This is a genomic window from Kribbella antibiotica (genome assembly GCF_004349055.1).
Classification (GTDB): Bacteria; Actinomycetota; Actinomycetes; order Propionibacteriales; family Kribbellaceae; genus Kribbella; species Kribbella antibiotica.
Genome location: NZ_SMKX01000056.1, coordinates 21442 through 37839, shown reverse-complemented (window position 1 = coordinate 37839; position 16398 = coordinate 21442). Strand labels below are relative to the sequence as shown.

At 67.1% G+C, this 16398-nt stretch carries 12 protein-coding genes; 11 read left to right on the top strand and 1 reads right to left on the bottom strand.

Features of this window, described 5'->3' with window-relative positions:
* Positions 1–140 precede the first annotated feature (140 nt).
* The 7 genes from pdhA (at position 141) to E1263_RS20150 (ending at position 10659) form a co-directional block, all read left to right on the top strand.
* On the top strand, positions 141–1301 hold the full coding sequence (gene pdhA, locus E1263_RS20180) for a pyruvate dehydrogenase (acetyl-transferring) E1 component subunit alpha (RefSeq protein WP_238161343.1): 1161 nt from the start codon (positions 141–143) through the stop codon (positions 1299–1301).
* A gap of 3 nt (positions 1302–1304) precedes the next feature.
* The gene (locus tag E1263_RS20175) at positions 1305–2282 is read left to right on the top strand and encodes an alpha-ketoacid dehydrogenase subunit beta (protein ID WP_132169595.1); all 978 of its coding nucleotides are present in this window, start codon (positions 1305–1307) and stop codon (positions 2280–2282) included.
* On the top strand, positions 2282–3607 hold the full coding sequence (locus E1263_RS20170) for a dihydrolipoamide acetyltransferase family protein (RefSeq protein WP_202868971.1): 1326 nt from the start codon (positions 2282–2284) through the stop codon (positions 3605–3607). Before E1263_RS20175 ends, E1263_RS20170 begins: the two co-directional genes overlap by 1 nt.
* Before the next feature lie 443 nt (positions 3608–4050).
* Positions 4051–6357: a M4 family metallopeptidase gene (locus E1263_RS20165; protein WP_132169593.1), complete on the top strand. Its 2307-nt coding sequence runs from the start codon at positions 4051–4053 to the stop codon at positions 6355–6357.
* 158 nt (positions 6358–6515) lie between these two features.
* The gene (locus tag E1263_RS20160; protein WP_132169591.1) at positions 6516–8927 is read left to right on the top strand and encodes an NPCBM/NEW2 domain-containing protein; all 2412 of its coding nucleotides are present in this window, start codon (positions 6516–6518) and stop codon (positions 8925–8927) included.
* Positions 8928–8992: 65 nt separating this feature from the next.
* Positions 8993–9784, top strand: coding sequence for a hypothetical protein (locus E1263_RS42790; protein ID WP_165956688.1), 792 nt, complete (start codon positions 8993–8995; stop codon positions 9782–9784).
* Positions 9785–9828: 44 nt separating this feature from the next.
* Entirely contained in the window at positions 9829–10659 is an 831-nt protein-coding gene (locus tag E1263_RS20150; RefSeq protein WP_202868970.1) for an EamA family transporter, read from the top strand.
* Positions 10660–10704: 45 nt separating this feature from the next.
* On the opposite strand, the gene E1263_RS20145 is transcribed toward E1263_RS20150, so the two are convergent.
* Positions 10705–12156: a S8 family peptidase gene (locus tag E1263_RS20145; protein ID WP_132169589.1), complete on the bottom strand. Its 1452-nt coding sequence runs from the start codon at positions 12154–12156 to the stop codon at positions 10705–10707.
* A gap of 295 nt (positions 12157–12451) precedes the next feature.
* Between E1263_RS20145 and E1263_RS20140 the strand changes: the two genes are divergently transcribed.
* The 4 genes from E1263_RS20140 (at position 12452) to E1263_RS20125 (ending at position 16357) form a co-directional block, all read left to right on the top strand.
* Positions 12452–13153, top strand: a complete 702-nt coding sequence (locus E1263_RS20140; protein ID WP_238161342.1) for a GntR family transcriptional regulator — start codon at positions 12452–12454, stop codon at positions 13151–13153.
* On the top strand, positions 13150–14466 hold the full coding sequence (locus tag E1263_RS20135; protein ID WP_132169587.1) for an MFS transporter: 1317 nt from the start codon (positions 13150–13152) through the stop codon (positions 14464–14466). The genes E1263_RS20140 and E1263_RS20135 overlap by 4 nt, the downstream gene beginning before the upstream one ends.
* 98 nt (positions 14467–14564) lie before the next feature.
* Entirely contained in the window at positions 14565–15551 is a 987-nt protein-coding gene (locus tag E1263_RS20130; protein WP_132169585.1) for an ATP-binding cassette domain-containing protein, read from the top strand.
* Positions 15548–16357, top strand: a complete 810-nt coding sequence (locus tag E1263_RS20125; RefSeq protein WP_132169583.1) for an ABC transporter permease — start codon at positions 15548–15550, stop codon at positions 16355–16357. The genes E1263_RS20130 and E1263_RS20125 overlap by 4 nt, the downstream gene beginning before the upstream one ends.
* Positions 16358–16398 lie beyond the last annotated feature (41 nt).

Below are 16398 nucleotides of genomic sequence, written 5' to 3'. Positions count from 1 at the left end.
CGGTACGGTGTGCCGCAAGTGGTGTGCATCAACCCCTGGATCCATGCGGTCCTGCCTGCGAAGCCTCACCCGGCGGAAAGGCCGGGCCCGTGCAACGTTGCGGTCGCGGCGATCCCGCGCTCGAACCCGAGGAGTGCATGTTGAGTGAGTCGGTGCCGGGGACTCCCCCGGAAGTTTTCGCACCCGTCGAGGTGCCCAGTCCGTCCCAGCCACCCGAAGAGGTGGAGTACGTCCAGCTGCTGACGCCCGAAGGTGAGCGCGTCGACAACCCGGACTACTCGTTCGAGCTCGACGACGAAGCGATCAAGGGCTTCTACCGGGACATGACTCTGGTGCGCCGGATCGACACCGAGGCGACCGCCCTGCAGCGTCAGGGTGAGCTCGGGTTGTGGGCGTCCCTGCTCGGCCAGGAGGCCGCGCAGATCGGCTCCGGCCGTGCACTGAACAAGAAGGACATGGTCTTCCCGACCTACCGCGAGCACGGTGTCGCCTTCTGTCAGGGCGTCAACCCGCTGAACCTGCTCGGTCTGTTCCGCGGTGTCGACCAGGGTGCCTGGGACCCGAAGGACAACAACTTCGCGCTCTACACGATCGTGATCGGCGCCCAGACGCTGCACGCGACCGGGTATGCGATGGGCCAGCAGCGAGATCATGCAGTTGGTGATGCGGACACAGGCGAGGCGACGATCGCCTACTTCGGCGACGGCGCCAGCAGCCAGGGCGACGTGAACGAGGCCTTCATCTACGCCTCGGTCTTCAACGCACCCGTCGTCTTCTTCTGCCAGAACAACCAGTGGGCGATCTCGGAGCCGATCGAACGGCAGACCCGGATCCCGCTGTACCAGCGCGCCGCCGGGTTCGGATTCCCCGGTGTCCGCGTCGACGGCAACGACGTACTGGCAACTTATGCGGTCACTCAGCAGGCGCTGAAGCGGGCTCGCGAGGGCAGTGGCCCGACGCTGGTCGAGGCCTACACGTACCGGATGGGTGCGCACACCACCTCTGACGACCCGACGAAGTACCGGCTGTCCGAGGACCTCGAGCACTGGAAGCTCAAGGACCCGATCGAGCGGGTGCACGCCTACCTGACCCGGCATGCCGGGGTCGACCATGACTTCTTCGAAGAGGTCGAGGCCGAGGCCGACAAGATCGCGGCCGAGCTCCGGGCCGGCTGCCTGGCGCTGCCGGAGCCGCAGATGACCGACTTCTTCCAGCACGTGTACGTCGAGGAGACGCCGCAGCTGGCCCAGCAGCGTGACCAGTACGCCGCCTACGCGGCGTCGTTCGAAGGGGAGGGCTGAGCGATGGCGAAGACCACTCTCGGCAAGGCCATCAACGCCGGTCTGCGGGCCGCGATGGAGGCCGACCCCAAGGTCATCATGATGGGCGAGGACATCGGCAAGCTCGGTGGGGTTTTCCGAATTACCGAAGGTCTGCAGAAGGACTTCGGTGAGGACCGGGTGATCGACACCCCGCTGGCCGAGTCCGGCATCATCGGTACGGCGGTCGGTCTCGCGATGCGCGGCTACCGGCCCGTCTGCGAGATCCAGTTCGACGGGTTCGTCTTCCCGGCGTACGACCAGATCATCAACCAGGTCGCGAAGATGCACTACCGCTCCATGGGCAAGATCAAGATGCCCGTCGTGATCCGCATCCCGTACGGCGGTGGCATCGGCGCGGTCGAGCACCACTCGGAGTCCCCGGAGACGCTGTTCGCGCACGTCAACGGGCTGAAGGTCGTCACCTGTGGCGACCCGGTCGACGCGTACTGGATGATCCAGCAGGCGATCTCCTCCGACGACCCGGTGATCTTCTTCGAGCCGAAGCGGCGCTACCACGAGAAGGCCGAGCTGGACGAGTCCGTCCCGCCGGCGCTCAAGCTGCACCAGGCGAAGGTGCTTCGCGAAGGCACCGACGCGACCATCTTCTGTTACGGCCCGATGGTGAAGACCTGCCTGCAGGCCGCCGAGGTCGCGGCTCAGGACGGTCGCAACCTCGAGGTCGTCGACCTGCGGAGCATCTCGCCGTTCGACCTGGAGACGATCTTTGCTTCGGTGAAGAAGACCCGGCGCGCGGTCGTGGTGCACGAGGCCACGCTCTCGTTCGGCGCCGGCTCGGAGATTGCCGCGCGGGTGACCGAGGAGTGCTTCTACCACCTGGAGGCGCCGGTCCTGCGCGTCACCGGCTACGACACCCCCTACCCGCCGTCGCGGATGGAGGAGGAGTACCTGCCGGATCTGGACCGGGTCCTCGATGGTGTCGACCGGGTGATGGGGTACTGATGGCCATCCAACGCTTCAACCTCCCCGACGTCGGCGAAGGCCTCGTCGAGGCCGAGATCGTCAGCTGGAAGGTCAAACCCGGCGATACGGTCAAACTCAACGAGACCATCGTCGAGATCGAGACCGCGAAGTCCCTGGTGGAGCTCCCGGTCCCGTTCGCCGGCACCGTTCACGAGTTGCTGGTGCCGGAGGGGCAGACGGTCGACGTCGGTACGCCGATCATCGCCGTACTGACTGATGCGCCGGAGCCGGCCGCCGTGGCGGACGAGCCTGCGGACAGCGGCCGTACGGCGAACCTTGTCGGCTATGGCCCGCGAGCTACCGAAGCCAAGCGCCGCCCCCGCAAGGGTGGTGCTCCGGCTGCTCCAGTCGCGGTTCAGCCTGCTCCTGCTCCGGTTGTGGTCGCTCCGGCTCCTGCTGCACCAGTTGTTGCTGTGAGCAACGGAGTTTCGGTGCATGTCTTGGCCAAGCCTCCGGTTCGCAAGCTGGCCAAGGATCTGGGCATCGACATCGCCACGGTGACGGCGTCTGGTCCCGGCGGAATCGTCACGCGTTCGGACGTCGAGGGGCATACGACTGCGGCTCCGGCAGCTCCGTCGTACGCGGCTGCGCCTGTGGTTAGTGGGCGCGAGGACACTCGGGTGCCGGTCAAGGGTGTGCAGAAGGTGATGGCACAGGCGATGGTGGCCAGTGCTTTCAGTGCGCCGCACGTGACCGAGTGGATCACCGTGGACGTCAGCGCCACGATGGACCTGGTCGAGCGACTCAAGAAGGACAAGGCGTTCCGCGATCTGCGGGTCTCGCCATTGCTGCTCGTCGCCAAGGCTGTCACGCTCGCGGCTCGCCGTACGCCGATCATCAACGCAGCCTGGGACGAGGCAGCCCAGGAGATCGTCTACAAGGGTGCCTTCAACCTCGGCATCGCGGCGGCCACCCCGCGTGGCTTGATCGTCCCGAACATCAAGAACGCCGACACCCTGACCCTGCCGGAGCTGTGTGCCGCGCTGGGCAACCTGGTCGCCACCGCCCGCGAGGGCAAGACCTCACCGGCCGACCAGGCCGGCGGTTCGTTCACGATCACCAACGTCGGCGTCTTCGGCGTCGACGCGGGTACCCCGATCATCAATCCCGGCGAAGCCGCGATCCTCGCTTTCGGCGCCGTCCGCAAGATGCCCTGGGTAGTCAACGACGAGATCGTCCCCCGCTGGGTCACCACCCTGGCCCTCTCCTTCGACCACCGCCTCATCGACGGCGAAAAGGGCTCCATCTTCCTCGCCGACGTAGCCGGCATCCTCGAAGACCCCGCCCGAGCTTTGATGTTCTGAACACAAAGGACACCGCCTCCGGCGGCGACTCTTCCTTGTGCGCCTTCGGCGCGGCCGCCCACGCGGTCGCGCCGATCGTCATCTGAGGGCTAGCCCGACCCTGCTTTGAGCACCCGTCAGTCATGAACCGGCCGTGCAAACGACTGAATCGTGCTCAAGGCCGGCTGGTTTGTCCTGTCCTAGGGGCACGGGAAAACGGTGTCCGGAGGGTGACAACGTGGCCACTTGGCGTGTTGGTGTCAGCGGCATTTCCGCGCCTTGCCGGGGAATTTTCCCGGGCCTAGTGTCCGTCTGCGCGCTCCATCGGCGATGAATGGAAAAGGGGAGAGGCGGTACGCCGGGGTGGGGAGCCGGAGCGGTCCAGGCGGAGGTGGTGCACCTGCCTGCAGGCCCGGCACGGCGCGATTTCGCCCAGCACCATTTTCGCGAAGGGACCACACCCGATGGTCTTGTTTCAGCGTTCCCGTAAGCCCGCCACCGTTCTTGCGATCCTCAGCCTCTCGGTAGCTACAGCTGCCGCGTTGGGGACCACGGCCTCCAGTGCCGTGCCGAGTGCGGCGCCACCGCCGCGGCCGTCACAGGCCCAGTCGAAGACGTTCGCGGCCCAGTCCGCGGCGTCGTTGGTGGCGGACCGTCCCGCCGGAATTCACGCCGGCAAGAGCGACGGCTTCGTCGTCCGGCCAGTCATCTCCGAGCCGTCCGGGCTGCAGTACGTCCCGTACGAGCGCACGTTCAAGGGCCTGCCCGTCATCGGCGGTGACTTCGTCGTCGTCACCGACGCGCAGGGCACCGTGAAGGCGACCTCGGTCGCGCAGACCACAACGATTCCCGAACTCGCGACCAAGGCCGGCATCAGCGCCGCGGCTGCCAAGGTGACCGCCACCAAGCAGCTGAAGACGGTCACCTCCAGCACGACGCCGACGCTTGCCGTGTACGCACTCGGAAGTACGCCCAAGCTGGCGTGGCAGTCTCGCGTCACCGGCAGCAATGGCAAGCAGCCGTCGAGTCTGTCCGTGTACGTCGACGCTGCCAGCGGCAAGGTGCTCGGTACCAAGGAGCACGTGATGGCCGGCACCGGTACGGGTGCCTACAGCGGGCCTGCGCCGCTGCCCCTGGCGACGACGCAGTCCGGCAGCACCTTCACCATGAAGGACCCCGGTACGACGAACCTGTCCTGCCAGGACGCGGCGAACAACCAGACCTTCAGCGGTCCGGACGACGTCTGGGGCAACGGCGTCGGGACCAGCAAGGAGACCGGCTGCGTCGACGCGCTCTTCGCCGCGCAGACCGAGAAGAAGATGCTCACCGACTGGCTCGGCCGCAACGGCATGGACGGTAACGGTGGCGCCTGGCCGATCCGCGTCGGCCTGAACGACCAGAACGCGTACTACGACGGCACGCAGGTCCAGATCGGCAAGAACACCGCCGGTGCCTGGATCGGCTCGATCGACGTCCTGGCACACGAGATGGGCCACGGCATCGACGACCACACCCCGGGCGGCATCTCGGGAGCGGGCACGCAGGAGTTCGTCGCCGATACGTTCGGTGCGGCCACCGAGTTCTACAGCAACCAGGGCGCGTCGTACGACCCGCCGGACTTCCTGGTAGGCGAAGAGGTCAACCTGGTCGGCAGTGGGCCGATCCGGAACATGTACAACCCGTCGGCGCTCGGCGACCCCAACTGCTACTCGAGCTCGATCCCTGGCACCGAGGTGCACGCGGCGGCCGGACCGGGCAACCACTGGTTCACCCTGCTGTCCCAGGGCAGTGGCGGCAGCCCGAGCGTGCCGACCTGCAACAGCTCGACGGTGACCGGCCTGGGCATCCAGAAGGCCATGAAGATCATGTACAACGCGATGCTGATGAAGACGAGCAGCAGCTCGTACCTGAAGTACCGCACCTGGACGCTGACCGCGGCCAAGAACCTCTACCCGGGTAGCTGCACCGAGTTCAACACCGTCAAGGCGGCGTGGGACGCGGTGAGCGTTCCGGCGCAGACGGCTGACCCGACCTGTGGCAGCACTGGTGGAGTCACAGTCGGCAACCCGGGCAACAAGTCCGGCGTCGTTGGTACGGCGATCGCGTCGTTCACGCTGTCGGCCACCGGCGGCACTGCGCCGTACACCTGGTCGGCCACCGGCCTGCCGGGTGGCGTGACGATCGGCTCCTCGACCGGAACCATCTCCGGTACGCCGACCGCCGCAGGAACCTTCAATGTCACCGCGACGGCGACTGCGAGTGCCGGCGGTTCCGGCAGCACCTCCTTCACGTTCACCGTCACCGGTGGCGGCGGAGGCTGCACCGGTCAGCTGCTCGGCAACCCGGGCTTCGAGTCCGCCACCGCGCCACCGTGGACGGCCACGTCCGGAGTGATCACCACCTCCTCCGGTCAGCCGGCTCACGGCGGTACGAAGAAGGCGTGGCTCGATGGCTACGGGACGACTCACACCGACACGCTGAGCCAGTCCGTCACCATCGCGGCCGGCTGTCACGGAACCCTGTCCTTCTACCTGCACATCGACTCGGCTGAGACCACCACCACGGTCCAGTACGACAAGCTGACGGTGAAGGCGGGCTCCACCACCTTGGCCACCTACTCCAACCTCAACAAGGCCGTCGGGTACACCCTGCGGTCCCTCGACGTCTCGGCCCTCGCGGGCTCGACGTTCACCATCACCTTCACCGGTACCGAAGACAGCTCCCTGCAGACCTCGTTCGTCGTCGACGACACGAGCCTGAACCTGAGCTGAGTTGAGAGCCAGGCTCCGGCAACCGCTTGCTCGGTTGCCGGAGCCCTGGCCGTTGTCGGACGTTGTTGGTTTCTGGCGCTTCATGTCTTGTCTGCCGGTCACGCCAGGTGTACGTTCCATCGCAGTGAGTGCCGCCCCACCCACGGATGGAGTTCGTCATGCGCCGCCGCCTGCTCGCGTCCTTCCTCAGCCTGGTGTTGTGTGCCGTGGTCGTTCCGACGACCGCGCAGGCCCACGCCGAGGCGAAGCCGGATCTCGCGCCCACCCCGCCGATGGGCTGGAACAGCTGGAACACGTTCGCCTGTGACATCAACGAGTCACTGATCCGCGATACCGCTGACGCGATGGTGTCGTCCGGGATGGCGGCCGCCGGGTACAAGTACGTGAACATCGACGACTGCTGGATGGCGCCGCAACGTGATGGGAACGGCCGTCTGCAGGCTGACCCAGTGCGTTTCCCGAGCGGTATCAAGGCTATTGCCGACTACGTGCATGCGCGCGGTCTCAAGCTCGGCATCTACTCGTCGGCTGGTTCGCACACGTGCCAAGGGCTGCCGGCCAGCCTGGGGCACGAGACGGCAGATGCGCAATCGTGGGCAAGCTGGGGCGTCGACCTCCTCAAGTACGACAACTGCGGTGAGCAGAACGGCATCCCGGCCACCACGCGCTACAAGACCATGGCCGACGCACTGCAGGCCACCGGCCGACCGATCCTCTACAGCATCTGCGAGTGGGGTCAGAACCAGCCGTGGCTGTGGGGTGCCAACGCGGGTGGTCACATGTGGCGCACCACTGGCGACATCGCCAACAACTGGTCGAGCGTGATGTCGCTGCTCGACCAGCAGGTCGGACTGGAGCAGTACTCGGGCCCGAATGCGTGGAACGACCCCGACATGCTGGAGGTCGGCAACAGCGGCCTCACGTACGCCGAGAGTCGCGCGCACATGAGCTTGTGGTCGATCATGAACTCGCCGCTCGTTGCAGGTAACGATATTCGCTCGATGCCTGCGTCGACTCGCGACCTGCTCACCGACCCCGATGTGGTGGCGGTCAACCAGGACTGGGCCGGTCGGCAGGGTGCCAAGCTCCGCGATGACGGTGACATCGAGGTGTGGTCGAAGAAGCTCTCCGACGGCTCGGCCGCGGTCGTCCTGTTCAACCGGTCGCCGAACGTCGCCACCATCGGTACGACGGCATCTGCGCTCGGGTTGCCCGCATCATCGGCGTACACGGTGAAAGAGTTGTGGAGTAACGCGGTTCGGTCTTCGACGGGCAATGTGCGTGCGCAGGTCGGCGCGCATGACGCGGCGATGTTCCGGGTGACTCCTGGTGCTGCAGCGGATGTCGCTCCGATGATTGTGGTCGAGGCGGTACCGACGAAGGCTTACGTGTCGACAGCAGGTCGCGTCGACGTCAAAACCCAGCTGCACAACGACGGCGCAAGCGCTGTGACCGGCGCGCAGATTTCCCTGACCGCACCGGCCGCGTGGACGGCCACTCCGGACGGCCCGACGCAGCTGGGCACTGTTGGTGCCGGCCAGACCGGATCGGTGACCTGGCATCTCGCAGCGAACCAGCCAGCACTCGGACCGGTCGCTCTGAGCACCAGTGCGAGCTGGACGTGGAGCGGCAACGCGCAGACTGGCTCTGGCGCCGGCCGGTTCGTAGTGGCCAACCCACCAGCAATAGGCCGTACGACGCTCTCCGACGGGACCTGGGTCTACGCAGACAACGGCTGGGGACCTGCTGAGCGCAACATGAGTGTTGGTGAGCAGGCGGCCGGTGACGGCAAGCCGTTGACCGTCGCAGGGACGGTGTACCCGAAAGGCCTTGGTACGCACGCACCTGGGCGCATCGGCTACTTCCTGGACGCGCAGTGCACCACGCTGACCACTAAGGCCGGTATCGACGATGAGGTCGGCGACAAGGGTGAGGTGCAGTTCGAGATCTGGGCTGACGGCACCCGGCTCGCTCAAGCCACCGCAACCGGAGCAGGTGGCGCCATCACGCTCAACGCCGACCTGACCGGCGTACAGGTTGTGGAGCTGGTTGTGGACCCGAAGGGCTCGCCTGACTTCGACCATGCCGACTGGCTCGCGCCGGAGCTCACCTGTGTCGGCACACCGCCGCCCGCAGGTAAGTCCAAGCTGGCTGACCGCCCCTGGACCGCCATGACCAACGGCTGGGGCCCAGTCGAGCGCAACCGCTCCAACGGTGAGCAGCCCGCTGGAGACGGCAAGCCCCTCACCGTGGCCGGCACTATCTACCGGTCCGGTCTAGGCGCGCACGCCAATGGTTCCATCACCTTCCACCTGGGCAAGCGCTGCTCAAGCCTCGCTGTCGCCGTCGGTATTGACGACGAGGTCGGTGACCGCGGTCAGGTCCACTTCGAAGTCTGGGGTGACAACACCCGCCTGGCTCAAGCCGACGCCACCGGTGCAGGCGGAGCCATCCCTCTTACCGCCAACCTCACCAACGTCACCACCCTCGAGCTCCGCCTCGACTCCGCCGGCTCAGTCGACTACGACCACGCCGACTGGCTCACCCCCGAGGTCACCTGCCTGAAGTAGTTCACCGGATTGCAGGGTTAGGTCATCCCGATCGCGCTGACTCCGCCGAACCGTATCGTCGGTTCATGACCTGGTTGCTGGCGTTGCTTGGTGGGGGCGGACTGGCCGTTGCCGGCCGGTACCTGTGGGATCGGCGGGCGGCTCAGCGGGGTGATGCTGCTGAGCTGGAGCAGGTCAAGAAGCTGGCGGACGAGGATGTGACGCTGCTCGGCGAGGAGCTCACGCGGCTCGGCGCCGTGGTGGAGGGGCGGGAGTTGGATGCGGAGACGCGGCTCGACTACCAGCGTGGGCTCGACGCTTATGAGGCCGCGCAGCGGGCGGTCGGTGGTGTCAAGGGAGCCGATGGGATCAGCGCGGTCACCGATGCGTTGGCGACCGGGCGCTATGCGATCGTCTGCGTTCGCGCACGGGTCGCGGGTGAGCCTGTGCCGGAGCGGCGGGTGCCGTGCTTCTTCAATCCGCAGCATGGGCCGTCGACGACTGATGTGCTGTGGAACCAGCCGGCCCGTGGGACACGCAAGGTTCCGGCGTGTGCACAGGACGCGGCTCGGCTGAAGGCGGGCGACGAGCCCGAGGTCCGGTACGTGATGATCGGCAGCCGGCGCGTTCCGTACTGGGAAGCCGGCGCTGCGATCGCGCCGTACGGGCGTGGGTACTTCGCGGCCGGCGCCGGGGCCAGCTACATCGCGTTGGGGTCGTTCGATGCCCAGGCGGATTCCAGCGGTGCCGCGTGGGGCGGGGGCTGGAGTGGCGGGCACAGCGGCGGCGACTTCGGTGGCGGGCACGATGGCGGCGGCCACGGTGGCGGTGGGCACGATGGTGGCGGTGGTGGAGACGCCGGCGGTGGCGGGTACTGAGATATTGGTCCGGACCAATCCCGGCCTTGTGAGAAGGTAGAGCCGTGGTGGTCATCCTGGTGGTGCTGGGCGCGGCGGTGTTGCACGCGACGTGGAACGCGATGGCGCATGGTGCCGCCGACCGGGCGGCTGGGATGGCGTGGCTGGCGCTGGCCACCGGAGTCATCGGGGCCGTGCTGGTGCTCGTGCAGGGTTTGCCGCCGGCTGACACCTGGGGGTTCATCGCAGCGTCGGCGGTTCTGCACATCACGTACTTCGGCGGACTGCTGGCGTCGTACCAGCTAGGGCAGTTCAGTCAGATGTATCCACTGGCCCGCGGTACGTCGCCCTGGGTCGTTGCCGTGGTGTCAGTCGTGGTGCTGCACCAGACGCTGGCCGTGGGTGTCCTGATCGGCGTTCTGCTGGTGTCGGCCGGGCTGATCGCGCTGGTCTTCATCGGGCGGCCCGGTCGGCGCCAGGTGCCCGCACTCGCGGCGGCGACCGGCACCGGGCTGACGATTGCGGCCTACACGGTGGTCGACGGGCTGGCCGTGCACCGGATGCCGGTGCTGACCTACCTGGGCTGGGGCTTCATGGTGCAGGGGTTCGTCCTGCCCTTGATTGTGATCGCCTGGCGGGGGACCGCCGTCATGCGCCAGCCACGGCGGGCTGTGCTGTCCGGGCTCACCGGGGGCGTCGTGTCGATGGCGGCGTACGGGCTGGTGTTGTGGGCACAGACCCGGGGCACGCTGGCAGAGGTGGCCGCACTGCGCGAGACCAGCATCATCTTCGGCGCGATCATCGGCGCCGTGTTCTTCGGCGAGCGCTTCGGACCGAAGCGCGCCATCGCGGCCGCGGTAGTCGTGGCCGGCATCGTTCTGATCAGTCTGGAATGAGTGAGTGGGGGTCCCGGGCGGGAGACCCCCACTCCGATCAGGGAGTTACCAGCCGCGCTTGACAGCGTCCAGTGCGTCGACGTTGCCTTCACCGAAGAACGCGTTGTTCTTCGTCGTACCGGTGCAGCGGGCGTCGACGACGGCCGGGCACGCGGTGTCGTCGGCCTGCTTGCGCAGGGCGGCCTCGATCTGCAGCGGGCCGAACCACGGGTGGGCCGACTTGACCAGCGCTGCGACGCCGGCGACGTGCGGCGACGCCATCGACGTACCGCTCTTCTTGCCGTAGCCACCGCCCGGGATGGTGGACAGGATCGAGCTACCCGGTGCCGCGACATCGATCTTGTTCAGACCGAAGTTCGAGAAGCCGCTGCGGGCGCCGCCCTGAACGGTGGAGGCCACCGTGATCACGTGCGGGAGCTCGGTCGGCATGTTCAGGCAGTTCGCGTCGATCGTCCGCGGGACGGGAGTCCCGTCGTTCGGGCTGCTGTTGTCGGTGGTCTTGTTGGCCAGGTCGTAGTTCGCGTTCCCGGCCGCCGCGACCGCGAGCACGCCGCGATCCGTCGAGTAGGCGACCGCGCGCCGTACGGCTTCCTGTACGGCGCCCTGGTCGGCACCGTCCTTGCACCAGTACTGGAACGGGTCGATGAAGTAGCTGTGGTTGGTGACGTCCATGTGCTTCTCGGCCGACCAGATGAAGCCGCAGATCGCGTACTCCGGGAAGATGTAGCCGCCGTCGTTGACGACCTTCACCGAGGCGATCCGGACGCCGGGCGCGACGCCGACGATGCCGACGCCGTTGCGCGCTGCGGCCACCGTGCCGGCCACGTGCGTGCCGTGGTCGCTGGTGGTCGGGCGCCAGCCGCCGGGGGTCTGGTCCGCGACACCGTTCGTGGTGCAGTTGACCGAGTCCTTGGCGTCGAAGTTCGGCGCCAGGTCCGGGTGTGCGTCGTCCACACCGCTGTCGTTGATGCCGACCAGGACCTTGCGGGAGCCATCGGTGATGGCGTGCGCCTGGTCAGCCTTGATCTGGGCGTTGTCCCATTGCTCGCTCTCGCGCGGGTCCGGAACCGGAGCCGTCGCGGCCTCCAGATCCGAGGAGGTGACTCCGGCCGCCGCAGCCGCTGCCGGCGCCGCGGGGATGCCGTCGGCGACAGGCGCCGTACGGGTGGCGCCGACCGACTGGACCTCACGGCCGTCGCGACCGGTCCGGACCGCAACCTTGAAGTCGGGGTTGGTCGACTGCGCGACGACGACGCCGATCTGCTGGTACGAGACCAGAACCTTGCCGCCGGCGGCCTTGACGGCCTTCTCGACCTTCCGGACGTGACCAGGGGAGGCCTTGGTGTTGACCACGTAGTTCATCAGCGGACCGGGCTCGGCAGCGGCCGGAGCAGCCGGTACGGCGCTCGCAGCGGTAGCTGCACCGAGTGTCGTCAGCACGAGAGCGGTGGCGGCCAGGCCGGCGGACAACCGGCGGGGTCGGGTCGATCGGGTCACGCTGCCTCCAGAAGGGCGTGGCCAGGGCAGGACGGGCCCAGGCTCATCTCCCGAGACTCTAAAGCGGATCGGCCACCGGTGGATGGGTTTATCCACAACTCACGGGAAACCCTGCGTTGGTCACTACCGATTGCTCATCAATTCACGCTCAGTTACCCACACCATGTGGACCAGCCTGTGGATAACTCGTGGAGAAGTTGGGGCCAGCCAGTGGATTGCCTGTGGGTGTAGGATAGATACAACAGAGATACCAGGTGCGTTTTTGAGGCTGTTCCGATTTTTCAGGGTGAGGTAGTTGCAGTTCGAACTGGGGGAAGAAACCGCCGAGATCGCTCGGGTGGTCGTCGAGGCAGCGCCGGGAGTAGAGAAGATCCCGGCCGCTGAGCGGGTGTACGCGTATGTGAAGGCAGCGATTCTGGACCGGGTCTACCCCGGCGGGGAGCTGCTGACGGAGGGCGAGCTGGCCACGGCGGTCGGCGTTTCGCGCACTCCGGTCCGGGAGGCGTTGCTGCGGCTGGAGGAGTCCGGCCTGGTCAAGCTGTACCCGAAGAAGGGCGCGCTGGTGCTGCCGGTGCTGCCGCAGGAGATCAACGACGTCCTCGAGGCGCGGGAGCTGATCGAGTCGCACGCGGCTGCCAAGGTCTGGCCGCGGCGCAAGCAGTTGATCGAGCGTTTGTCCGAGCGCGTCGACGAGATGCGCGCGCACCGCAAGACCGGTGACGCGAAGCTCTTCCTGGAGGCCGACCGGGCCTTCCACGAAGCCATTGTCGGTGCCGCCGGCAACGAGATTCTGGCGAAGCTCTACAACAGCCTCCGCGACCGGCAGGTGCGGATGGGGGTGCCCGGCATCGAGATGGAGCCGGCCCGGATGGACCGGTCGATCACGGATCACCAGGAGCTGATCGAAGCGCTCGGCGGGAACAGCGTCAAGCGCTTCCGCGAGCTGGTCGTCGCCCACATCGATTCCGCTGCGGCGGATCTGCGGGGCATTCGGTGACCGAGCTCCTCTTCCCCCTGGGCGGACGGCGTGCCTGGGCGGTGTGGGCAACTGCTGTCTTCACCTACCTGGTGACTGTGCTGCACCGCGGTTCGATGAGCGTCGCGGGACTGCAGGCCGCAGAGCGCTTCGACATCTCCGCATCCGCGCTGGCCAGCTTCACCGTCGTGCAGCTGACTGTGTACGCCGCTATGCAGGTGCCGGTTGGTGTCCTGCTGGATCGGTATGGCTCCAAGCGGTTGCTGATCGCTGCGTCCGGTCTGCTGTTCGTGGCGCAGTCTGCGTTCAGCATGGTCGACTCGTATCCCGCTGCGCTCGCTGCGCGCGCCGTACTGGGTGTGGGCGACGCACTGGTCTTCATCAGCGTGCTGCGCGTAGTCATGTCCTGGTTCCCCGCACTGCGGCAGCCAGTGATGTCACAGGCGACCGGAATGCTCGGCGGCATCGGTGCGATCGTCTCGACCGCTCCGATGGCCGCTGCCTTCCACGCCTTCGGCTGGACGCCGACGTTCCTTGGAGCCAGTGTGCTCAGCCTGGTGGCCGGCGTCGCCGTACTGCTGCTGATGAAGAACACCCCGTACGACGAGCCGCTCCACCGGGCGAAGCAGTCAGTCACCGAGGTCCGCAAGAACCTCCGCCGGTCCTGGAAGGAGCCGGGCACGCGGCTGGGCATGTGGACACACTTCACCACCAGCTTCTCCGGCAGCACCTTCGGTCTGCTCTGGGGCTATCCGTTCCTCGTGCAGGGCCAGGGGGTCGCTCCCGGAACCGCAGCGGCGATGCTGATCCTCCCTGTGCTCGCTGGCCTTTGTTACGCGCCGCTGGTCGGCCGGTGGGCCGCGAAGTTCCCGTTCTACCGATCCTGGATCGTGCTGGCCGTGATCGCGGGCTCGGTGCTGATGTGGACCGTCGTGCTGCTCTGGCCGGGTCAGGCTCCGATGCCCGTGCTCCTGCTGCTGATCGTCGTACAGGCGGCTGGTGGACCTGGCTCGATGCTCGGGCTGGACTACGCCCGAACCTTCAACCCCAGCAACCGGTTCGGTGCGGCCAACGGGATGGTGAACACCGGCGGCTTCATCGCCACGCTGATCTGCATCGGCATGGTCGGCATCCTGCTGGATGTCTCGTCCGGTGGCGCTCCGCAGACGATCGGTGACTTCAAGTACGCGCTGGCCTTCCAGTACGTGCTGTGGGCGATCGGTCTCCGGCAGATCCTCAAGTACCGCCGTCGGGCGCGTGGCCACCTGGCCCGCTACAACCCGGAGGCGTACCAGGCGCTGTTGGCCAACAAGGTCGTCCCGCTTAAGGGCTGAACACCTGCTGTTGCGGGCCTGCCAGCGCAGTGACAGGCCCGTGCCAGCGCAGTGCGCGACGGTAATCCCAGTGAAGTGAGTCAACTGGGAGGAACTCGATGACTACATCGAACCAGGTCGCCATCGAGGCGGTCGGCTTGGTCAAGAAGTACGGCAACACGACTGCGCTGGCCGGGGTGGACCTGACTGTCCCGACCGGGACAGTGCTCGGAGTGCTCGGCCCGAACGGCGCCGGGAAGACGACAGCGGTCCGGATCCTCGGCACCCTGCTGCGTCCCGACGCCGGCCACGCCACAGTCGGCGGGTACGACGTCGTCCGGGAGGCGGCCAAGGTCCGCAGCATCATCGGGCTGACCGGGCAGTACGCCTCGGTCGACGAGGACATGTCCGGCCGCCGCAACCTGGTCATGATCGGCCGGCTGCTCGGGATGTCCCGGGCGGACTCCCGGAGCAAGGCCGCGCAGCTGCTTGATCGGTTCGAGCTGACCGATGCCGGTGACCGGATCGCTAAGACCTACTCCGGCGGTATGCGGCGCCGGCTCGACCTGGCCGCGAGCCTGGTCGGCAACCCCAGCATCCTGTACCTCGACGAGCCCACCACGGGTCTGGATCCGCATGCCCGCAACGGCGTGTGGGAAACCATCCGCGACCTCGTCCTGGACGGAACCACGGTGCTGCTCACCACGCAGTACCTGGAGGAGGCCGATGCACTGGCCGACTCCCTGATGGTGTTCGACAAGGGGCGCGTGGTCGCATCCGGCCGACCCGCCGAGCTGAAGGCCCAAGCAGGTAAGCAGACTCTCGACGTACGGCCGGCTGAGCCTGCCCACCTCGAACGCGTCGCCGCGATCGTCGCCGAAGCAGTCGGCGTCCGCCCGAGCGTCGACGTCGTGAACGCACTGGTCAGCGCACCGGTCACCGACGGTACGTCGCTGCCGGTCGTCGTCCGCCGTCTCGACGAAGCCGGTATCGCAGTCACCGAACTGGCGCTCCGCCTGCCCAGTCTGGACGAGGTCTTCCTCGCCCTCACCGGTCACGCCGCCGAAGAGCGTCCCGTCGACATCCTGGAAGGAGTAGGCCGATGACCACGGCAACTATCGAGAACGTACCGGCGTACAGGTCCCGGCCCTTCGCCTGGGTGCAGCAGAGCCTGACGCTTGCCTGGCGCAACATTGTGCGGATCCGGCAGAACCCCGAAGCCCTGGCGGACGTGACGTTCCAGCCGATCATCTTCCTGACGCTGTTCCTGTTCGTCTTCGGCGGCGCGATCTCCACGAGCGGCGGCTGGCGCGGCTACTTGCCGTTCCTGCTGCCCGGCCTGCTCGTCCAGACGGTGGTCTTCTCCACCATGGGCACCGGCGTCGGCCTGAACGACGACTTCGCCAAAGGCGTCTTCGACCGCTTCCGCAGTCTCCCGATCGCTCGCATCTCCCCGCTGATCGGCGCCGTCCTCGGCGACGCCGTCCGCTACATGCTTTCGATCGTGATTCTGATGGCCACCGGCTTCGCCCTCGGCTTCCGCTTCGACAACGGCGTCGGCTACGGCCTGCTGGGACTCGTGATCGTCCTCGGCTTCGCCCTGTCCATGTGCTGGATCTGGGTCTGGCTGGGCCTCACCATGAAGACCGCCCAAGGCGTCCAGGGCATCGCCTTCCTGGTGATGTTCCCGCTCACCTTCGGCAGCAACATCTTCGCCCCCACCAGCACCATGCCTGGCTTCCTCCAGGAGTTCGCCAAGTACAGCCCCATCCCGTACCTGGTCAACCTCGAACGAGCCCTGATGGGCGGCGGCCCCATCCAGAAGCCCCTGCTGGTCACCCTGGCCTGGATGGTCGGCTTGGTAGCAGTCTTCGCTCCCTTGGCCATCCGCGCCTACCGCCGCCGCACCTGACCGCTACCCCGCCCCGCCCCCACGACGTACCCAAAGGTGGG